This is a genomic window from Paenibacillus sp. MSJ-34 (assembly GCF_018918005.1).
In the GTDB taxonomy this organism is placed as follows: domain Bacteria; phylum Bacillota; class Bacilli; order Paenibacillales; family Paenibacillaceae; genus MSJ-34.
The window spans coordinates 154,028-172,630 of record NZ_JAHLPR010000001.1 but is presented as its reverse complement, the minus strand read 5'-3'; the positions used below and the strand labels follow the sequence as shown (position 1 = coordinate 172,630).

The 18,603-nt window shown below is 48.7% G+C and carries 25 protein-coding genes and 3 tRNA genes; 6 read left to right on the top strand and 22 right to left on the bottom strand.

All coding sequences use genetic code 11. The annotated features are described in order from the left end of the window. Positions 1-44: 44 nt before the first annotated feature. The gene (locus KQI79_RS00850; RefSeq protein WP_216536306.1) at positions 45-335 is read right to left on the bottom strand and encodes a DUF3055 domain-containing protein; all 291 of its coding nucleotides are present in this window, start codon (positions 333-335) and stop codon (positions 45-47) included. Positions 336-558: 223 nt separating this feature from the next. Between KQI79_RS00850 and KQI79_RS00845 the strand changes: the two genes are divergently transcribed. Continuing rightward, positions 559-978, top strand: a complete 420-nt coding sequence (locus KQI79_RS00845) for a DUF1885 family protein (RefSeq protein WP_216536305.1) — start codon at positions 559-561, stop codon at positions 976-978. A gap of 67 nt (positions 979-1,045) precedes the next feature. Here the strand turns inward: KQI79_RS00845 and KQI79_RS00840 are convergent, their stop codons facing one another. From KQI79_RS00840 to KQI79_RS00810, 7 genes are all read right to left on the bottom strand, one after another. Continuing rightward, on the bottom strand, positions 1,046-1,366 hold the full coding sequence (locus KQI79_RS00840) for a DUF1292 domain-containing protein (protein ID WP_216536304.1): 321 nt from the start codon (positions 1,364-1,366) through the stop codon (positions 1,046-1,048). A gap of 90 nt (positions 1,367-1,456) precedes the next feature. After that, entirely contained in the window at positions 1,457-2,023 is a 567-nt protein-coding gene (locus tag KQI79_RS00835) for a stalk domain-containing protein (RefSeq protein WP_216536303.1), read from the bottom strand. Between the two features lie 202 nt (positions 2,024-2,225). Next, complete coding sequence (locus KQI79_RS00830) at positions 2,226-2,426, bottom strand: hypothetical protein (protein WP_216536302.1); 201 nt, start codon at positions 2,424-2,426, stop codon at positions 2,226-2,228. A 147-nt stretch (positions 2,427-2,573) separates the two neighbouring features. Then, positions 2,574-2,816 (bottom strand): DUF3892 domain-containing protein, encoded by a 243-nt coding sequence (locus KQI79_RS00825; protein WP_253297875.1) that lies wholly within the window; start codon positions 2,814-2,816, stop codon positions 2,574-2,576. Between the two features lie 40 nt (positions 2,817-2,856). Further along, complete coding sequence (locus KQI79_RS00820; protein WP_216536300.1) at positions 2,857-3,300, bottom strand: GNAT family N-acetyltransferase; 444 nt, start codon at positions 3,298-3,300, stop codon at positions 2,857-2,859. A gap of 125 nt (positions 3,301-3,425) precedes the next feature. Next, a complete protein-coding gene (locus KQI79_RS00815; RefSeq protein ID WP_216536299.1) occupies positions 3,426-3,602 on the bottom strand; it encodes a hypothetical protein in 177 nt (58 codons plus the stop codon). A gap of 96 nt (positions 3,603-3,698) precedes the next feature. Beyond that, positions 3,699-3,851: a hypothetical protein gene (locus tag KQI79_RS00810; RefSeq protein ID WP_216536375.1), complete on the bottom strand. Its 153-nt coding sequence runs from the start codon at positions 3,849-3,851 to the stop codon at positions 3,699-3,701. A 184-nt stretch (positions 3,852-4,035) separates the two neighbouring features. On the opposite strand from KQI79_RS00810, the gene KQI79_RS00805 reads away from it, so the two are divergent. Then, the gene (locus tag KQI79_RS00805) at positions 4,036-4,464 is read left to right on the top strand and encodes a hypothetical protein (protein ID WP_216536298.1); all 429 of its coding nucleotides are present in this window, start codon (positions 4,036-4,038) and stop codon (positions 4,462-4,464) included. Positions 4,465-4,544: 80 nt separating this feature from the next. On the opposite strand, the gene KQI79_RS27410 is transcribed toward KQI79_RS00805, so the two are convergent. Both KQI79_RS27410 and KQI79_RS00800 read right to left on the bottom strand, forming a co-directional pair. Next, entirely contained in the window at positions 4,545-4,661 is a 117-nt protein-coding gene (locus KQI79_RS27410) for a sporulation protein YjcZ (RefSeq protein ID WP_230191909.1), read from the bottom strand. Between the two features lie 80 nt (positions 4,662-4,741). Then, positions 4,742-5,254 (bottom strand): hypothetical protein, encoded by a 513-nt coding sequence (locus tag KQI79_RS00800; RefSeq protein WP_216536297.1) that lies wholly within the window; start codon positions 5,252-5,254, stop codon positions 4,742-4,744. A gap of 107 nt (positions 5,255-5,361) precedes the next feature. On the opposite strand from KQI79_RS00800, the gene KQI79_RS00795 reads away from it, so the two are divergent. Both KQI79_RS00795 and KQI79_RS00790 read left to right on the top strand, forming a co-directional pair. Further along, positions 5,362-6,060 carry a L,D-transpeptidase family protein gene (locus tag KQI79_RS00795; protein WP_216536296.1) on the top strand — a complete coding sequence of 233 codons (699 nt, stop codon included), beginning with the start codon at positions 5,362-5,364 and terminating at the stop codon, positions 6,058-6,060. Positions 6,061-6,696: 636 nt separating this feature from the next. Further along, positions 6,697-6,873 (top strand): hypothetical protein, encoded by a 177-nt coding sequence (locus KQI79_RS00790; protein ID WP_216536295.1) that lies wholly within the window; start codon positions 6,697-6,699, stop codon positions 6,871-6,873. Positions 6,874-7,134: 261 nt separating this feature from the next. Here the strand turns inward: KQI79_RS00790 and KQI79_RS00785 are convergent, their stop codons facing one another. Then, complete coding sequence (locus tag KQI79_RS00785) at positions 7,135-7,344, bottom strand: hypothetical protein (protein WP_216536294.1); 210 nt, start codon at positions 7,342-7,344, stop codon at positions 7,135-7,137. Positions 7,345-7,428: 84 nt separating this feature from the next. Then, positions 7,429-7,932, bottom strand: a complete 504-nt coding sequence (locus KQI79_RS00780) for a MerR family transcriptional regulator (RefSeq protein WP_216536293.1) — start codon at positions 7,930-7,932, stop codon at positions 7,429-7,431. 290 nt (positions 7,933-8,222) lie between these two features. Here KQI79_RS00780 and KQI79_RS00775 point away from each other — a divergent pair, with 290 nt between their 5' ends. Next, positions 8,223-9,350: an NADH-dependent flavin oxidoreductase gene (locus KQI79_RS00775; protein WP_216536292.1), complete on the top strand. Its 1,128-nt coding sequence runs from the start codon at positions 8,223-8,225 to the stop codon at positions 9,348-9,350. A gap of 192 nt (positions 9,351-9,542) precedes the next feature. Continuing rightward, on the top strand, positions 9,543-9,656 hold the full coding sequence (locus tag KQI79_RS28110; RefSeq protein WP_356710600.1) for a putative holin-like toxin: 114 nt from the start codon (positions 9,543-9,545) through the stop codon (positions 9,654-9,656). A gap of 341 nt (positions 9,657-9,997) precedes the next feature. Here the strand turns inward: KQI79_RS28110 and KQI79_RS00765 are convergent. From KQI79_RS00765 to KQI79_RS00720, 10 genes are all read right to left on the bottom strand, one after another. Further along, positions 9,998-10,073: transfer RNA gene (locus KQI79_RS00765), tRNA-Val, on the bottom strand. A gap of 139 nt (positions 10,074-10,212) precedes the next feature. Further along, positions 10,213-10,289: transfer RNA gene (locus KQI79_RS00760), tRNA-Ile, on the bottom strand. A 30-nt stretch (positions 10,290-10,319) separates the two neighbouring features. Continuing rightward, positions 10,320-10,396: transfer RNA gene (locus KQI79_RS00755), tRNA-Met, on the bottom strand. Positions 10,397-10,526: 130 nt separating this feature from the next. Further along, on the bottom strand, positions 10,527-10,694 hold the full coding sequence (locus KQI79_RS00750) for a hypothetical protein (RefSeq protein ID WP_216536374.1): 168 nt from the start codon (positions 10,692-10,694) through the stop codon (positions 10,527-10,529). 194 nt (positions 10,695-10,888) lie between these two features. Further along, on the bottom strand, positions 10,889-11,434 hold the full coding sequence (locus KQI79_RS00745) for a phosphatidylglycerophosphatase A family protein (RefSeq protein ID WP_216536290.1): 546 nt from the start codon (positions 11,432-11,434) through the stop codon (positions 10,889-10,891). Between the two features lie 24 nt (positions 11,435-11,458). Continuing rightward, positions 11,459-12,955, bottom strand: a complete 1,497-nt coding sequence (locus tag KQI79_RS00740; protein ID WP_216536289.1) for an ABC transporter substrate-binding protein — start codon at positions 12,953-12,955, stop codon at positions 11,459-11,461. Positions 12,956-12,960: 5 nt separating this feature from the next. Further along, positions 12,961-13,842 (bottom strand): ABC transporter ATP-binding protein, encoded by an 882-nt coding sequence (locus tag KQI79_RS00735; RefSeq protein WP_216536288.1) that lies wholly within the window; start codon positions 13,840-13,842, stop codon positions 12,961-12,963. A gap of 3 nt (positions 13,843-13,845) precedes the next feature. After that, a complete protein-coding gene (locus KQI79_RS00730) occupies positions 13,846-16,737 on the bottom strand; it encodes an ABC transporter permease (protein WP_216536287.1) in 2,892 nt (963 codons plus the stop codon). Continuing rightward, positions 16,737-17,822, bottom strand: coding sequence for an efflux RND transporter periplasmic adaptor subunit (locus tag KQI79_RS00725; protein WP_216536286.1), 1,086 nt, complete (start codon positions 17,820-17,822; stop codon positions 16,737-16,739). The genes KQI79_RS00730 and KQI79_RS00725 overlap by 1 nt, the downstream gene beginning before the upstream one ends. Beyond that, entirely contained in the window at positions 17,785-18,603 is an 819-nt protein-coding gene (locus KQI79_RS00720; protein WP_216536285.1) for an ABC transporter ATP-binding protein, read from the bottom strand. The genes KQI79_RS00725 and KQI79_RS00720 overlap by 38 nt, the downstream gene beginning before the upstream one ends.

The following is an 18,603-nucleotide window of genomic DNA, read 5'->3' as shown; positions in this document are numbered from 1 at the left end:
AACGTCAATCGTTCCGGGCTTCTTATCAGATGATGAATGCGATTTCAATATTGATCGTGATATCCCATGACGGGTATCCGCGTTTTCAGAAATACCGATAAATCTTCGCCGACCTTGTCATCCGTAATATGAAACATTTTCTGCAAATAGTCGACATGATCCAGATCGTCGGCACTTATGACGGCGGATCTCCCTGTCTGCATGCAAACGACCAAAGGCTTGCCGAAAAAATGGTTCGTGAAAATAATGGAAAAATCATATCTCGCTCTCTCGGAAATACAACCTACAAAACTTACATTCGCTTGCTCTGTTTCATCATACAGATGTTCAAACACGTTACATTCCTCCTTTCAAATGTCGATCCACTCAAATTTTCTGAATATTTTAACTACTATAACACGGAAATGTTTGTTCAAGCAACAAAAAAATGCCATTTTATGCCGTCGGCAATAAAAAAACTTTTTCGAAAAAGCGTATGGTTTTGCATTCTCTTACATTGTATAATATGGAATGGAAGCGATATAACGCTTGGAAGACATATACGAAGGTGGTGTGCCAATGAGTCAAAGCGCTTACATAACATTCGCGGAAGGGTCCGCCGTCTCGGGGATGACGCTAAGCGAACTGAAAGAGGCGTTGCTGCATTACAAAGAGCAAACCGCGTTAACCGGCAAGCAATTGGATTGGGATTATGCAGAAGCCGCATTTCCGTATACGATCGAGACCAAACCCGGCGAAGAAGAACGTTGGTTTTATTTAAAAGGCAAAAATCCGTTATATAAATACATCGTATTCGGCGTAGGAACGAAAGTAGAAGCAGACAAGTCCCGCAATTTTGTGCAGGTTGTCTTGCCGGACGACGCTACGCACGGGGACAAAGCAAAAGGAAACGAATTGTGCAAATATTTGGCCCGCAAGCATAAAGCGGAATTGAAGATGTTCAACGGACGAACGATCTACTACAATCCGCGCAAATAATCGGCATTTTCTAGCAAAAGAAAGCCCTGACTCCGATCTTCCGGAATTAGGGCTTTCGCTTGGTTCTTCAATTATGTTCATGCGCCGCAACGAGTTCTTCGTAAGCCTGTTGCACACGTTCCCACTCGGCTTCGTCTTCGATATTGTACAGGACCATTTCCTCGTCCTCTTCTTCAATGCGCAAGATGACGCCGTCCGCTTCGGGGTTGTTGCGTTCCAACAAAAGGGCGTAGACGTTGTCGTCGCAATTGAATGTTTCTACAAGCGCCATTTCCACTTCTTTCCCGTCTTCATCCGTCAAAGTCAGCACGAAATCTTCGTGTTCGTGATCGTGGTCATGGCTGTGATCATGGCCGCATCCGCAGTCGTCATGTTTATGATCGCTCATCGGTATACCTCATTTCAGTAATTTTAACGTTCCTTCCGTATCGTACCATGTTCCAATTGGGAGGTCAAACCGCAGCGACGAATCGTCATTTTACGAGATGACGTTAATTACTTTTTCGGATACGAGCACGTAATCGCTCGTTTTCGATTGTTTAATATAGAAGCCGACCGTATATTTGCCGGTTGCCGCAAAGTCGTATACCAGTTCCTCCGTTTGGAACGTAAAATATTCCGTCTTCTCCTTCACGTTTAGTTCTTGAATCGTCGTCGATTTGCCGGCCGGATCGGTAATCGACACGCGGAAAGAGTCGACGTCGGCAACCATATTGTCGCCCGATACCAATACGTTAAATTTTTTCTTCTCGCCTTTCTTCACAATGCCGAATATATCTTTGCCGGAGAAAGTCAACATATGTACATTCGGTTTATATACGGTTACTTTCTTGGCGTTCTCGTCCCAATCTACCATCGCTTGCAGCGAATCGGAAATTTGTTTGACGGGGATATACGCCTTTCCGTTCACCAGAATTCCTCCTTCGCTCGACTCTTGTCCGTTTACGAGGAGGCGAACTTTTTGCGAGACGGAATCGGCAAACATTAAGGAGCCGCCCATTAAGGAAAACGCTAGCGCTAACAAAATCACTCTTCTTGCTTTCATGCGTGCATACCCTCCATTGCGATTACTGTTATTACTTTATACTCCGGGATGCTCGAAGAGTTGCGGTCGAAAGCGGTATTTTTTATTAGACAAATCCCTTGTCCCAAACGTAAAGGATCGTCGCCAATTGTCGGCTTATGTTGTTGAATTATGCGAATACCCGGGAAATGAAAACAGGCGCCGCTCCCATTTCCCGCGGCCGTTATTTGCTGACTTTCACGCGCGTCAATATGCACGGCACCCCGTTGCCTACGGCACCAGGCTGCGACATTCTCTCCAAATAACGCAATCCTCTTGCGCATTGCTGCTTGCATACGTGGCAAGTCTCGGAGGTTACGATTTTCATCGTATATACGTTCCGGTCCGAAGACGTTAATTTTTTCTTTTTCAGCGTTTTTGCCATGGCCACACCTCTTTTCATTCATTAGAAGTTCATTTCTTTCAGTCTTCTAACAACATATGAAAAAAGGCGCCGCCCCGACTTCCGCATCCGCCTAAAAAGAAAAGCCCGCACCGGCCGAGCGCCGATTGCGGACTTTACAACCTTTTTTTATTCGAAGCTGGGCAAATTGTCCAAATTATTGGACGGATCCCCATCCGCATCTCCGCGAATGTAAGTCTCGCCGTCACGCCCTTTAAAAGCGTTCGCCCCGGCGATCCGCCCGTTCTGTACTTCCTGAAGAGCTTGCTCGTACTCCAGCACGCGGCCGGACGAAGTTTTAAAACGAGTAAGGTCGCCGTCTCCGTTTTTTTGCACCGCTACGAATGTTTCCCTTTGATCCGCTTCTGCCAATTGAAACGCCTCCTTCCGCTTTCTTGATGTTAGCATGCGCCTACAATTGCTTTTTCATACGGACATGAAGGATTCCCGCATCATAGAACGGTTCTTCGGAAACGACGGCGTATCCTAATTTCGCATAAAATTGCTCCGCTTGGCATTGCGCGTCCAAAATCGATTCCTTCAATCCCAAATCCCGGGCAAGCTGCTCCAGCGCGAGCAACAAGACGCGTCCCAGACCGGTGCCCCGATGCGTCTTGCGTACGGCAATGCGCTGCATCTTCGCTGCATTGTCGCCGTATAGGATCAACCTTCCGGTCGCAGCCGCCCTCTCCTCATCCAACACAAGCATATGATAAGATTGCGCGTCGAGGCGGTCGTAATCGTCGTATTCCAACGATTCATCCACTCGTTGCTCCCGCACAAACACTTCATTTCTTATTTCAAGGCATTGTTTCAATTGTTGTTCCGTTGTAACATGAATCATTTCGACAGCCATCGCTTTCACCTCTACTGGACAATATATGGACGCAGTAATTATACAAAACATTTATTTGCATGTATAGTTCGGCATGTGAAAACGACAAAAGCCTGCGTCAGGTCGCAGGCTTTTTCAACTTCATATTAATCGTACACCGGTGCCATTCCTTTTTCGTAGACGTCTCTCACTACGCTCGGAGGGCCGTTCCGCACCATAATCGGCTTCATCCCCGCCTCCGGTCCCTCGTTTTGTTCCGCTGGCGAACAAGCTGTAAGCCCAGCCGCAACCGCCGCAATCAGTATGCATTTCAGTATTTTCATGATCTCACTCCACTTTTGTCGCCATAATGATATAAGTATAGTATTGACAAAAGCGTTTCTTTTTAACCGCGAATGAAAGATTTCCACTCCGCTCGTTTATTGATCGGAGTCCACCTTCCTGAGCCATACGAACTGCTCGTCATAGGACATGCTGTCCCGCTCGATGAATATCGCCGTCAGCCACGCAACGAGAATAACAAGTCCGAACAGCCCGATCATCCATCCGATAAATAAACCGAATTGCTCCACGCCCGCATCCCTCCCGCACAATCTATTACTTCAACTTATGTACCGGCAAGGTCCGCAATGCATCCAAATGTTGAAAATATCTATATTTTTGTTAAGATAAAGACAAAAGTGAAAGTCATACGATCTAATGAAAACGAATATTGCCGATTCGGCAAAATTGCAAGCTGCAAGGGGGACCTGAACATTGAACGATCTGATAGGCAAAAGAGTTCAAATCTTTTACGGCGATCATATGCAATATAAAGTGAGCGGCACCATTGACGAATGGGACGAGAATGGGCAGTACGTCCGCCTGGAGCCGGAAGGCATCGTTCTGCAGTTTCAAGATATCGCCAAAATCGAATTGCTGGAAGCAGTTGACCGTATTGCCGAGTCTCCCGCCCCCTCCTATCATGCAGGAAACATTCGATTCGTCATGCGAAACTCCGTTCAGTTCGATAATGCGATCCTGTTCCGTTCCGCCGTTTCCGTATGGAAGGACAACCGGATGCTTGTTCTGGAAGGAATTATAGCCGAACATTCCGAGGATACGGTTACGATGACAGACGGACGCCAGTTTCCGAAGTCGGAATGCCAATTTGTCGTGAAATCGATTCTCGGTTCGCGCGGCTGATCATGCCTTTTCATGAGGTAAGGTGCTCTCAAGGAGCACCTTATTGCATGTTCCGGAACGAAATGCTATGTGCCATTTTTTTAATATCCGCAAATCGAACGCGACACGATAACCAGAAGTATGAAAAGGACTAAAATGACACCCACGCTAGTAAACACGCCACCGTAGTAGCCGCCTACTTCTCCGACTGCTCCCATTTTTATGCTCCTTTCATAACTGATTTGTAATCCAAGGTATTGTATGTTTGTCAAATACAATGTGTTTGGGCGAACAACCCTTACTTGATAAGGGATTCCGCAACGGCGATCAAATCGTCAGTCGTTTGATTTTGCTTGTTGATCCCGATATTATAGTACAAATTGTTTTTCTCGAAGCTGAGGAAACAAAATTGTTCGTTCTCGTTCAACTTCGCTTGCGTCCCGTCTTTTAACGAAATCGTTTTGTACGGCATCGCTTGGTCCGGCTTATTATCGATCGTCCATATATAGATTTTGCAAACTTTCCGGATCCGTTCGTTCGAGAATTCCAATTCCAATTTATCGTTGGCGATAAAGCCGAAGCTTCGCGTATCGTCAAACGGCAATTTTACCGGCAGCATAATTTTAATGTTATGCAGTTTCTCGAATTCCTTCACCGCTTTCTTCACCGATTTGGCGCCTTCGGGATAATCTTCCCGCGACATGCCGTTGATTCGCTGCGATTCTACTCCCATTGCGTGTAAATTCGCACCCCCATGCATCCCTATCGTGACGGCCAGCATAAGTGCAGCCGCAACTTTTGTGATCCGCATTATAATCTCCTCCGTATAGTTTATTGGCCGGCCCGTTCGAAACGGCCTCTCTCCTGTAATAATTTCCCTTTACGGCCGGAGATTTATTCAAATCGAAGAGCATTTACATGAATTTCAACGTTTTGGAAATCGTAATTAGAAAACAAAAAGATAAGGTGAATCGAATGAAATGGCTGCTCAATATCGCTCTCGCATCAATGTTGCTGGCGACATTCCCCAGCGTTACGCATGCGGATACGGAAATTCATATCAATTTGTGGAAACGGAAATTGCAGCTTCTGGAGGACGGGAAAGTCGTCAAAACGTACAATATCGGTGTCGGCACGAAGGATACGCCTTCTCCCATGGGTATATTCAACATCGTCGACAAACGGAAAAATTGGTACGACGGCTTCGGATCGCGCTGGATGGAGCTGAGCGTTCCGTGGGGAACGTTCGGCATCCACGGTACGAATAAGCCGTATTCCATCGGCGGGTTCGTCAGCGAAGGCTGTATCCGGATGTACGATCATCAAGTAGAGGAACTGTACGAGCATGTTCGCATCGGAACGAAAGTTACGATCGACGGTCCCATTACAGGGTCTCCGGACGTTACCTACCGCATCCTGGTCAACGGTTCCCGGGGCGCGCTCGTCCAAATGGTCCAGAACCGGCTGCAAGCGGCAGGGTACTACCAAGGCATCTGCAACGGCCGGTTCGACCGGTTGACGGAAGTGGCCGTCATGCGTTACCAGAAAGACCACGGCTTGCCCCTTACCGGGCAAATCCGGTACGAAGAGATGATTCATCTCGGCATCGACGAATGAAGTGTTTGGGAAGGCGCTGGCTCGGCCTGCCTGACGCGTGTATGAGTCTGGAACGGCGGGACTGTACGAGTCTGTAACGCTGGCGCGTGCAGTGAGCTGCGTAATCGATCGATTCCCGTGAGCGGCCGTTTGTAGTGCCTGCCGTTTTCGTTGTACTGATTCGCCCTTGCGCCCCATGATGTTTGTGCGAAGTCATTTTCTTGAACGTCAAGCCGGTTCGCATAGGCGTTAACGGGCGCGAGGGCGTTATTATATGTTGCAAGGCGTTGTTCTTGCGAAGATAACGGACATCACCTTATGACCCCTTGGAAGCTACTTGCTCGCTCCCCCGCAATGTAACTACAAAAATCCATTTACAAAAGTCGATTTAGGCGAATTTCGCTCGAGCAACTGCAATTTTCCAGTTATTTCCGCCCAAAAACCATAAATTCGGATTAAAGCGGCTCGATTAGCTGGATAATTGCAGTTACTATGCTCAAAAATCGGGTTTTATCGAAAAATTAATGGATAATTGCATTAGCGTTGCATCGAGCGTATTGCTGCTCTTCAAGCCCGAGGAAGCGTTTTGCCGGCCCTCTTCTGTGAAAATCCCCCTCGTTCAGATGCAGGGATTATTACATACGGAGCGGGATTGGATTGCTGCATGCAGTTCTGAACGATCGTTTGCCGCAGAGATTATGGAAGCTGTATAGCGTGCTGGCAAGCGATTCCCGTGGGGTAAAAAAGGTAAAGCCTGCGATCAGAGTCCACTTCATCATACCGCTGGCGGCTGACGATTCGCCCGAGCGGGCTAACGAAACGGATACACGCTAATAGCCTGTAAATCATCATGTTGCAATGTCTAACGAAACTCAAACACGCTAATGAGGGGAAATAGGCGATACAATCGCCCATTTCCAATGAATAGCGATGCGTACTTTCGTTAGGATGACAACATCTTCAATTGGAGCCCAATAAGGATCGTTAGTTTCGTTTGCGAGCCAAAAGATGCTCCTCTGTCAGGAAAGTGGACACCTCTAAGTTAAGCAACGCGTTCGTAGTACAGTTGCTCAAAGCGTATCGGCGACATGTAGCCTATGGTGCTGTTGGATCGTAAAAACTCGCGATCGCGGTATAACTTCTGCTGCGCTTCTTCCTTGGTTTTAAATTTTTGGTCTGGGATAAATGAATTCCTGCTTTAGAGGCATACTCAGAACCTCGTTCGGAGTGATGAATGTAACCCTTCTTCGGCTTTTTTGCGGTGACTGCCTGTTGCAATGCTTCCAGTACAAGATCAGTCGTCATGCGATCGCAACTTCCAACCCACGATTTGTTTCGTGTACAGGTCCATGATGCTAGCGAGCTCAAATAACGCCTCTCCCTCGCCTTCTATCTAATCGAATTTTGTAACTTGTTCGTTTTCGCAGATGCCGAAAAATAACTCATTTCCACGACGGAAATGGGCTTTGTTTTTGCTTTCTCCTTCTCTTCTTCTAAAACGTCGTCTTGACTTTTATCCGAGCATTCCTGGCGAGGTCTCCCTTCTTTCAACTTGATATCAATAAAATCAACGATCCGTTGAAGTGAGGAGATTTGGTTCACAATATTATCACGATGGCTTCTTAATTGATCCACCAACTCCGTATATTCCGCGGAATCAGTGTTGGCTGAAGCCGCCAAAAATGGTCGCATAGCCTCGAGCGGCATACCCGTTTTTTTTAGGCAGGATATCAGTTTGATCATATAGATGTCCTCTTTTCGATAGACGCGATGCCCGTTTTCCTTCCGATCCGCCCGAGGCAGCAGCATGATCTTTTCGTAATATCGAATCGTATCCTCGGAAATTCCGGTTTGCTCGGCGGTTTGCTTGATCGTAAACGTTAGTTCTTCCATTGCGTTCCCTCCCTAAATTGCATTTTGACCATTATACATCTTGGACCCGACTCCAAGTCAAATTGATTCTCCTATCTCTTTTCCCTGGGCACCTCCTTTGTTTTCGCACCTTGACTTGGATTCGACTCCAACTTCTATGATTAGCTCTAACAGGGAGAATTGTCCTGACCATAGGAAGGAGGAAAATGTATATTGGACTCGAGCCAACTCGATATTTCACACAGTTAACCGACGCCTAGGGCGGGGATCGGATCTGAACTGCAATTATTAAAAAGTAGGAGTGGACATCAATGAACCGTAAATATCAACCTTTAATGGAGTCGTTTCGTTTTAAGAATGGTATCCAAGCAAAGAACCGTATCGTTCATGCACCAATGACGATATCTTATTCTAAGCAAGACGGTACAGTATCTGATGAGTTAATCGCATATTACGAAAGTCGTTCGCACGGAGTGGGAATCGTTGTCACTGGGAGCACAATCATCACACCAAACGCCAAGGTGTTTGGCGGCGAATTAGCGGCTGATCGCGATGATATGATCCCGAGTTTGCAACGCCTGGCAACAGCCATTAAGAAACGTGGGGCAAAAGCCATTCTGCAAATTTTTCATGGCGGTCGCGAAAGTTCGCCGGAATTGGTACCATTCAGCGAGATTGTAAGTGCGAGTGCGGTTGCTAAAGAAGGCTTGAGCGTGATCCCTCGAGCACTCCAAGAGAAAGAAATTGTGGAGATTATTCGCGCATTTGGCGATAGCACTCGTAGGGCAATCGAGGCTGGTTTCGACGGGGTAGAGATTCATGGGGCAAACCGGTTTCTCATTCAACAATTCTTCTCCCCATACACAAACCGACGCGATGATCGATGGGGAGGAAATATAGACAAACGTATGGCATTTCCACTCGCTGTTGTAGATGCAGTGATAAAAGTGGCGGCTGAGCATGCCAAACAGCCGTTTCTTGTGGGATATCGGTTATCGCCGGAAGAAGAATCGACGCCCGGTATTACAATGGCCGATACACTTAAATTGGTGGATGCCCTCGCATATAAAGATTTGGATTATTTGCATGTCTCTTTAATGGATTTTTGGTCTAAGCCTAGACGTGGAGTAGAGGACAATCGTTCCAGAATGGAGATTATTTACGAGCTCGTCAAACAAAGAGTTCCCATTATCGGCGTAGGATCGATCCGTACGCCCGACGAGGCGCTTAAAGCGTTACAATCGGGAGTTCCATTGATTGCTCTTGGACGAGAACTGATTATCGATCCAGATTGGGTTGAAAAAGTAACTTTGGGTAAGGAAAACGAAATTCGTACGGAGTTAACTTTAAATGATCAAGAAAAATTGGGGATTGCTGATTCGTTATGGCTGAAAATCATCAATACTCCAGGATGGTTCCCTATCGCAAATAAAATGTAACAGACTATAGTTACATAACAGTATCTGCCCGTTAGAGAAGATAGAAAAATGTCCCCAATTCGTCCCCAAATCATGTTTCTACTTTCTTGGAGACCATGATCAAATTTTAGCTAACAAACATTATGCTATAATTTGGCTAGTACAATAGAATGGCTTACAAGGGCGGTCGGCTAATCTCCCGGAAGGGAGGTGATGCCAATGAGCGTATATGAAGCACTATCCGTAATGCTCCAATTCGGACTTTGGATACTTGCGTTAATAACCCTAGTTATTACGCTGCTGATATATCTCGCTAAACGAAAATAGACCGCCCTCGACAAAGGTATGCGGTCTATTTCGCCTAACTTAAAGTAAGCCCTCCGCCCTTAAAAGCGGCTATTGTGCTAGGAGTCGGCTGCAACCGACTCCTTTTACATTGTAGGCAGTTCTTATAACTAATATACCATATGATTGTTAAAAATAAAATATGGAAAACTAATAATCAATTTTAAGATCATCGCCCCTATAACGATTGAATTCCGGTATGTGTTCACATGATTGATTCATCTGTACAATCTTAGCTTTGATTTTTAAAGAGCCTCTGTAACGCAATAAATTTTCGCAAACAAAAAACCCCTTGTGTATCAAGGGGTTTCGGCTTTTAAGTATGGTGATCTGTAGTGGGCTCGAACCACTGACCCCCACCCTGTCAAGATGGTGCTCTCCCAGCTGAGCTAACAGATCATAGCGATAAGACGCTTAATTATAATACCAAGATTATGTTGTGATGTCAATCATTTTTTTGAGAATTGTGACGATCTCTATGTATTATTGCGCTTATCTATCAACCAAATTGCTGCCAATGATAGATCAAGGATGACAATGGTGGGCCCTGAGGGACTCGAACCCCCGACCAATCGGTTATGAGCCGACCGCTCTAACCAACTGAGCTAAGGGCCCTTATATCTCAAGATCCTATTCTTAGTAATTTGGTTGCGGGGGCAGGATTTGAACCTGCGACCTTCGGGTTATGAGCCCGACGAGCTACCGAGCTGCTCCACCCCGCGACATCGATGCACACTGCCTAAACTAAATCGAACAGCGACAAAAATAAATATACACTATTTCGGCTTGTAAAGTCAAGTAGGAAACCATGGAAAAAGGGATGGCAATTATTTACATATCCAACATGCCGGGTTAAGGCATAAATCGAACGCCATATCGGCCCGTGCGCGAGCGAAAGATTTCAATTTCCCGGGGACAGTCGTAACCATAAAGCCATGAGTCGTGTTCGATCCGTTTCACGATGCATCCGGCTTGAAATTTCGTATTATAGAGCCTTCCCCAATATACCCATTTCATCATATTGCCACCTCCATGGAACTTGACTACGAATAGAATACCCAAAATTTATGAGAAAATTTCGCGGCTGCGCTTACAGCTTGTCATCGGCTGTCAAAGCGCCGCATCCATCCGCTCTAACTCGGATCCCGGCATTACGCGTAAAAAAGCCCCGTTCCATGAAGGAATCGGGGCCGAATCGCACATCATAAACTTATCTAACTGGCATGTTCATCCGCATCTTCCTGCCGATCGTTCGCTCGTTCCTCGGCGTCCCGGTAATGATGGGCGAGCCGGCTTGAGGCGGAAGCGGCGATGCTGGCGACGAGATCGTCCAGAAACGTATGAACTTGCTTGCCGGACTTCGTATCCAGTTTTTTAATAATGCCGATTTTATTTTTATCCAAATAACCGAACGTCGTAACGCCGATACTGCCATACCCCAGCACCGAGCCGAGCGCCAACGTTTCGTCGCAGCCGAACAAGCTTTCATCCGAGGCGACGATCGACTGCAGCGGTTCGGACAGCAGACCCTTTTCCGCCAGCACATCGAGTTCGATTCCAACGAGCAGCGCATGCAGCAATTCTCTCTTGAGCAGTACCGACCGGACGCTCTCTTCGCATTCGTTCAATTGCAAATCTTCGTTGTACGGAGATTGCATCTCGTATACAATTTGGGCAATATCGCGAATCGTCACGCCGCGTTCCGCCAATTTGGCCAGGGCGGCATCCTTGATTTCTTGGCTATGCACTCTCCGTTTCATGCTGCATCCCTCCAAGTTGATCCATTAGTCAGAGTAAACCGTACCGAACGTTTCCATACCGCCGCCCATATCGAACTGTTTCTTCGGATCTTTCTTCAATTCCTGCAGCATGGCGTCGCCTTTCGCCTGCCACTCTTTCAATGCTTCGGCAGACGTTTTCTTATCTTCAATCACTTGTTGGAAATACTCTTGCCCTTTTTGCGTCACTTGCCACAAGTTCTCATATTTCCGGTACAACTCATTATCATCGTCTACCGGAGGCAGCGGTTTTAACGTATAGAAAGCAGCCGTGTTATAGCTCAATCCTTCGCGCGGCTGAATGAACGATTTGCGCGATACAAGTTCATAGCTGCTGCGCGATTTCAGTTTTGCCCATTCCGGACTGTTCAGAAATTTCACAAACGCCCAAGCGTCGTCCGGATTTTGCGCTTTCGCATTGATCGCCATAATGTTGCTTAAATAAATATTGCCGCCGATTCCCGGCGCTTCCGGATGGGTAGGCATCGTCACGACATCCCAATCCACTTTTTTCATGCCATCAATTTTCTCTACATTTTTATTGGCGTCGATTAATTCTGTAATATATCCATAATCGGCAATCGTCATGGCCACTCGGCTCGACAAGAAATTATCTCCGTCATACCGATTCCAAACTCCTTCTTTCCGCGGGGCGAAATTTTCCCTTCCGTTCGGCATGATTTTATCCTTGCTTAATTTGGCGATCGTACTCCACGCTTTCTCCCACCCCGGCGTATCGACCGTCATTTTTTCCGCTTTGTCGTCAAACGTGCGCAGTTGCAGCGCGGACATATAGGTGTTCAAATCCCACCACGGATCGCCGCCCCACCGGTTCAATTGAATGCCGAATTGGCGGTTTTCTCCTTCTCCCGTACTAATGCGGCGAGCGAGATCGAAAATATCGTCCCATGTCATATTGTCTTGCGGAGCCGGAATGCCCGCGTCCAAGAACATTTGCTTATTGTAAAATAGTGCGGAGGCGCCGAATGTCGGAGCCAAACCGTACAAGTTGCTGTCGCCCAAATCTTTAATGCCGTCGATCACGGTCGGCACGAAATCCGTAATATCGTATTTGTCCTTCTGAATCAACGGATCAAGCTGTTGCAGCATATTTTCGTTAACGAGTTTTTTGTACATTCCCGAGTCCAGCATCACGACGTCTACCGGATTGGCGCCTGTCAGCAATTTTTTCATACTTTCCAACTCGTCAGGCCGTTCCGGCGGATTGTTCGGATCGGTATACATATAATCGCTGTTGTCAATCGCTCCTACGAACTCGATTTTAATATTCGGATTCGCATATTCGAATATATCCGTATATTGCTGGCGTAGATAAGAATCGTCTCCGCCGTAATTCCATACCGTGCCGATTCGAAGGACGCGTTCCTTATTATTGTCGTCGCCGCCTTTCGAACCGGTACATGCCGCGAGCAGCGGCACAAGCAGCGTTAGTGTGAAGCATACCGTGATTAGTTTGCGAACGAATAATTTCCTGTTAGTCATTTACGTTACCCCTCCAATGATTTAGGTGCTCGAATGATAATCGTATCACCGTCAAATTCCATAGACGCCTTATCGTTAATCTCCAAGGCTTCCAAATATTCTCTCGGCACTTGCAGCCGCCCGACGCGATCCACGACGACGTACGCTTCGTGCACTTGTTGCAGGGCGCTGTTATGCCCCTGCTCGCCCCCGGCCGCATCCAAATTCGGATTCCGCTTAATGAATTCGGTGCTTGTTAAGCCGTCTCGTATCGCCACGACCCGATCCACCTTGCCGGCAAGAGACAGGTCATGCGTAACGATGACGATCGTAACGCCCAGTTCTTGATTCATTTTGCGGAAAATGTTCATGATCATATCCGAAGTTTGCGTATCGACCGAGCCGGTAGGCTCGTCGGCAAGCAGCAATTTCGGGCGGTTCGAGAGCGAGATCGCGATCGCGACCCGCTGCTGCTCCCCGCCGGACAGTTGATGCAGCTTATTGTGCATACGCTCCTTGAGCCCGACCCATTCCAGCAACTGTTCGGCATAGGCGCGGTCGACTTTGCCGTTCAGCATCATCGGCATCTCTACGTTCTCGATCGCCGTCAAATACGGAAGCAAGTTTCGGGCGTTATTTTGCCAGATAAATCCTACCGTATTTCGTTTATATTCAACAAGCTGGTCGTCGGTGATTTTGAGCAAATCCCACGGTCCGACCCGCACTTGGCCGGCGGAAGGGCGGTCGAGCCCCCCCAGTATGTTCAGGAAGGTCGATTTGCCGCTTCCGCTATTGCCGATGATCGCCATCATTTCGCCTTCCTTGACGGAAAGATTCAGTCCTTGAAGCGCCACGACTTCGATTTCATCCGATTTGAAAATTTTGACAAGTCCTTCGCAATGAATCATCGGTTAACGCTCCTCTCCCATTTTGACGGCTTGATGGACGCGAAGTCTGCGAATTTGCATAAACAGCAGCGTTGCCCCGGTAAGCATCATCACTCCGACTACGATATATAACTGCAACGTATCCCTCGCTTCGAAAACGATGCGAAACGGCGGCACTTGCGTTTTGACGTTGTCGGCGGTTTGCAGGAACGGCAGGAACAGCTTGCTCGACAGCTTGCCGATCAGTACGCCGAGCGCAATCGACAATCCGGCCGTAAAGATTTGTTCCAGCAGCAGCATGCCGGTCAATTGCTTCCGCGACAAGCCCATCGCCCGGAGCACCCCGAATTGCACGACCCGTCCGGACAGATTGAAGAACCAGTACAATACATATCCGATCAACGAAATGATAATGGATACGAGGAATCCTAAGCTTAAAATTCCGAATACGCCTCCGCGCGTCGGATGTTTGCTTTGGGTTACCAAGTCGGTGCGCACGTCTTCGATCGACGCGATCTCGATGCCGCTCGCTGTCAGTTGGTCCATAATCGGTTTGACAAGGGCGTTCGGCTTCATCTTCAGCCATACTTCGTAAGGCATGATCGGAACCTGATCGTAAATATAATCGAGATTGGCGATGAAGAACGGCGTTTGATCCGGATATTGGCTAGGCCAATACGGCAATATGCCGACAACGACAAACTCCACCATTTGATCCTGCAAAGCGATGGAAACCAAGTCGCCCTGCTTAAGCTGATATTTCTCCGCGATATTCGTCGGAATGATGACCGCATGCTCGAACGCGCCGAGCAAATTCAAGTAATTATTCGGATGATGCGGAAATAAATCGTTGCGGAACCATGCCACTTTGGCAAAGTCCACATTATCGATGCCCATCACCATGCCTTGGCCGATCGAACGGCCGGATACGTTCACGCTGCCTTTCGTCAACAAGACGCGAGCGGCGGCTTCTACGCCGTCCAATTCGCGGAAGATTTCAAACGGCGGCTCGGAATATAACCATTTGGTCGGCGCTTGCCCTCCCGGTCCCCCGGGTCCGCCGGGACCTCCGGGGCCTCCCGGATTGCCAGGATTGTTCGGATTTTGGCCTCCACCCCCGCCTCCGCTGTTGTTGCCTTTCGGCTTAACCTCCGGCGTGCCTTCCCATACCGTCTTGATCCGAACGTCGGTGCCGTATTTATACAACGTGCGCTCCGTTGAGTTCAAATCGATCGTACGGGCGGCGGATGAATTATACACCCCAAGCCCTAACGTCAAGATCAGCAAAATCATAAGCGGATAGTAGGAGCTTGACGAACGCGACAATTGCGTCAACGTTAAGTAGAACGGTACCGGCATCAGCTTCTTGAAGATCCATCCGATCAGCCGCAATACCCATGGGAAGACGCGCAAAAAGAACAGACCGAACGCGAAAATGGATAGTGCCGGCACAAAAAACAGAAACGGATTGACCTGCAATTGATCGGTCGTCATTCCGGTTTGGAACGAGAGCATTTGACGTTCGTTAAACAAATAATAACCGTAACCCGCTACCCCCAGCAGCGCAACGTCAAGGAACCAACGCTGCCAGACCGGCTTCCGGTCCGAACGGGCGAGCTTTTGCTTATAATTGACGATCGAAGCTTTCGCGAATACGACCGCCGGAATGACGCTGGCAATAATGGCGATCAATACGGCGATGAGACCGTACAGCACCGCGTCCGTATTCAATCCGACCGGGATCGATTTACGGTCCACGAACGTGAGGAATCCGTTCGCCGAACCGATGCTCTTCGCCATAAACCAGCCCAATAACGGCCCGATCACCAGAGCGACAAGACCGAGAAAGACGCCTTCCAGCAAATAAATCATAATGATTTGATTTGTTCCCGCTCCGCGGCTGCGCAGCACGGCGATGTCGCTGCGCTGCTTGTCGAGCGATTGGCGGGCATTCATCGCAATATAATAGAACACCATCGCGATCATAGGCATCGCGAGCGTAAACAGCAGCGTTTGCAGCTGCAGGCTTTGCTTTCTGAATTCGGCGAGCGTATCGGCAAAGGAAATTTCGACTTTCGTCTCTTTCAGACGTTGAAAGAGCTCGATTTGAAGCCGGTCCAAAGTGCTTCCTAGCGGAGTCAACTGGCTCGTTTTGACCTCGCGCAAATCGAATGCGTAGTACCAACTGGAGTTATGTAGCGGCACTTTGGATTGTTGTAGCAAATAATCGTTAAAAACGTTCGAGCTGATATACAGCGAATTCATCATGCTTTCGAAGCCTTGGTACCAATAAGGCTCCGTCTCGTTCAACGCTTTGAACGCGCCGACGATTTTCACCCTTAGCACGAGATTCGATCCGCCGGACACCGGGTATTCGAATATATCCCCGACATGCAAGTCGTTGCGGTACATCGCCTCTTCCAGAACGACGGCTTCGACGAGACCGTCTTTCACCTGATCCGAATAGGGATTGCCCAAGCTCATTTCCACTTTGTCCGGCAAGCCCGTCATTGAGGAGATCGCCATCGTCCTCATCTTGCTCGCATCCACCGTGGTCGGATCGACCGGCGACAGCTGCGCCGAACGAATCGACCGGCTATTGACGAATACGTCGAACGGGAAACCGACCTGTTCAGGAACGCCATTCCGAATGAACTCGTCGACCAATTCCAACGAGCCCAGATCTGTCTTGCTCCCTCCCGCCGCTTGATAACGCATCAACAGCGAGCCGGCAGGCAAGCCGGTGCTTTTCTCCTGGAGCGATTTGGCGACAACGCGCTTCAATGAGCCGTCAGCGTACATCGGAATGCTTACTGTAAACGAGACGGCCACTACGAGCCCGAGCAGCGTGCTAAGGGTAAGCCATCTCGTATTCCACATTTTACGATATAAAAAACGCAATAACGGCATGCCCATTAGCGACCCACTACTTTCTGCCCCGGGGTCAATCCGCTGACGATCTCTGCATGCGTTGCGGATTGTTGTCCGACTTCGACGTCCACTTCGCGTTTGCCGTTTTCGTCGACGACTTGCACATACGTGCGCGAACCGATCGAACGCAGCGCAGCGAGCGGAATCAAGGTAACATCCGTTTTCCGTTGCGTAATGATTTTCACGCTCAGCGGCGTGCCGCGGTTCAGCCCTTCCGGCGTTTTATCCAATTGAACGATCAGGAAATCTTCGATTCGTTCCGGCCTGTTCTGATTGCCGCCGCCTCCGTTGTCCTGCTCGGTCTCGACGGATGGCAGCGCCTTAACTTTCCCTTTTACCGCGCCGACGCCGTTAATATCGACCAGCGCCTCCATGCCGACCGCCACATTTTTCAAATCGTCTTTGCTAAGCTTCGCGGTGACGACCAATTGGGACGTGTCCGCTATGGTAGCGATCGGATCGTAAGCTTTGATCGTGCCGCCCTTTTCCACTTTAAGCGAAACGAGCGTGCCTGCGAACGGAGCGACCAGCTTGCCTTTGGCGATTTGAGTCTCCAAATCGACGATGGCTTGGCGCGCTTCCTCGAAGACGATCATCGCCTGTTCGAAATCGAGCTCATCCATCTGATCTTTCTCGCGCAGCGTCTCTTTCATCGTTACTTCTTGCTTGCGAAACTCAAGCTTTTTTTTGCGTAGATCCTTCTCCAGACTTTCGACATCCAATTCCACCAGCAGCTGGCCGGCGGTTACTTTATCGCCGACTTTAGCGTGGATCGCCTTGACGCGATTGTTGCTGTCCTCGGTGAAGAACAACGTTTCCTCCTGCGCCGACATCAGCTTGCCCGTTCCGGACGCTGTCCGCTCGAGCGTGCCTTTGGTCACTTCGTATTCCGGCCTTTTGGATATGACCGGCGGCGTAATCGGCGGCAATATTTCTTCTTCATCCTCCTTCGGCAACAGCGAGCAGCCCGAGGCGAAGATCAGAGCGCCGCATAAGGATGCCGCAACAACGCGGCGTATTCTTTGACCGGGATCATGAGATGAATTTCCCGTCAACCATTTCATAGACATGGTCCGCTACCTCCAAAATTGTAGGATCGTGTGTTGTCATGCATATTGAGACTTGTTCTGTTTGAATAATGTTTTTGAATACGGCCATTACTTGCGCACCCATCTGCGAATCCAGCTCCGCCGTCGGTTCGTCAGCCAGCAAAAGCCGCGGCCTGTGCGCGATCGCTTTCGCGATGGCGACCCGCTGCTGCTCCCCCCCTGACATTTCGAACGGACGGTGAAACATCCGTTTCCCCAATCCGACCAATTCCAGGCAATGAGTAACCCGCGATTTCCACTGGTCCCGCGGATATTCCGCCATGCGCAAAGAAAGTTCGACATTTTCCCACGCCGACATGAGCGGCATAAGCGCATACGCCTGAAAAATAAAGCCGATATCTTTGCGGCGCGTCAAAGTGCGGCGATCGTCGTCCCATTGATGAAACGGATTGCCGCGGAAGAAAACTTCGCCTTTGGAAGGCTGGTCGAGTCCGCCCAGCATATTGAGCAGCGTCGTTTTCCCCGATCCGGATCTGCCCTTCAGCATGACGAGCTGTCCGGGAAGAACCTGCATATTGATGCCTTTCAGTACATGGAGTTGACCGCCGCCTACCGGAAAAAAACGTTCGACATCTTTTACGACCAGGATCGGATCCCGATCCAATTCCCTTGCTGGGAGCATGGCCTCCGGCTGATTTGTTTCAAGTTCATCTGCTATGTAATCGGCATCGGATTTTTCTTTCGTTGCAGGCTTATCGTTTTTTATGTCTTTCACTGCGTTGCGTTTTCGGAACCAAGCCAT

Coding starts and splice junctions, on each gene's coding strand:
- KQI79_RS00845 (WP_216536305.1), top strand. CDS start 559: ATGAGTCAAAGCGCTTACATAACATTCGCGGAAGGGTCCGCCGTCTCG.
- KQI79_RS00840 (WP_216536304.1), bottom strand. CDS start 1,366: ATGAGCGATCATAAACATGACGACTGCGGATGCGGCCATGATCACAGC.
- KQI79_RS00835 (WP_216536303.1), bottom strand. CDS start 2,023: ATGAAAGCAAGAAGAGTGATTTTGTTAGCGCTAGCGTTTTCCTTAATG.
- KQI79_RS00830 (WP_216536302.1), bottom strand. CDS start 2,426: ATGGCAAAAACGCTGAAAAAGAAAAAATTAACGTCTTCGGACCGGAAC.
- KQI79_RS00820 (WP_216536300.1), bottom strand. CDS start 3,300: ATGGCTGTCGAAATGATTCATGTTACAACGGAACAACAATTGAAACAA.
- KQI79_RS00815 (WP_216536299.1), bottom strand. CDS start 3,602: ATGAAAATACTGAAATGCATACTGATTGCGGCGGTTGCGGCTGGGCTT.
- KQI79_RS27410 (WP_230191909.1), bottom strand. CDS start 4,661: ATGGGAGCAGTCGGAGAAGTAGGCGGCTACTACGGTGGCGTGTTTACT.
- KQI79_RS00800 (WP_216536297.1), bottom strand. CDS start 5,254: ATGCGGATCACAAAAGTTGCGGCTGCACTTATGCTGGCCGTCACGATA.
- KQI79_RS00795 (WP_216536296.1), top strand. CDS start 5,362: ATGAATTTCAACGTTTTGGAAATCGTAATTAGAAAACAAAAAGATAAG.
- KQI79_RS00785 (WP_216536294.1), bottom strand. CDS start 7,344: ATGACGACTGATCTTGTACTGGAAGCATTGCAACAGGCAGTCACCGCA.
- KQI79_RS00780 (WP_216536293.1), bottom strand. CDS start 7,932: ATGGAAGAACTAACGTTTACGATCAAGCAAACCGCCGAGCAAACCGGA.
- KQI79_RS00775 (WP_216536292.1), top strand. CDS start 8,223: ATGAACCGTAAATATCAACCTTTAATGGAGTCGTTTCGTTTTAAGAAT.
- KQI79_RS28110 (WP_356710600.1), top strand. CDS start 9,543: ATGCCAATGAGCGTATATGAAGCACTATCCGTAATGCTCCAATTCGGA.
- KQI79_RS00750 (WP_216536374.1), bottom strand. CDS start 10,694: ATGATGAAATGGGTATATTGGGGAAGGCTCTATAATACGAAATTTCAA.
- KQI79_RS00745 (WP_216536290.1), bottom strand. CDS start 11,434: ATGAAACGGAGAGTGCATAGCCAAGAAATCAAGGATGCCGCCCTGGCC.
- KQI79_RS00740 (WP_216536289.1), bottom strand. CDS start 12,955: ATGACTAACAGGAAATTATTCGTTCGCAAACTAATCACGGTATGCTTC.
- KQI79_RS00735 (WP_216536288.1), bottom strand. CDS start 13,842: ATGATTCATTGCGAAGGACTTGTCAAAATTTTCAAATCGGATGAAATC.
- KQI79_RS00730 (WP_216536287.1), bottom strand. CDS start 16,737: ATGGGCATGCCGTTATTGCGTTTTTTATATCGTAAAATGTGGAATACG.
- KQI79_RS00725 (WP_216536286.1), bottom strand. CDS start 17,822: ATGTCTATGAAATGGTTGACGGGAAATTCATCTCATGATCCCGGTCAA.
- KQI79_RS00720 (WP_216536285.1), bottom strand. CDS start 18,603: ATGGCTTGGTTCCGAAAACGCAACGCAGTGAAAGACATAAAAAACGAT.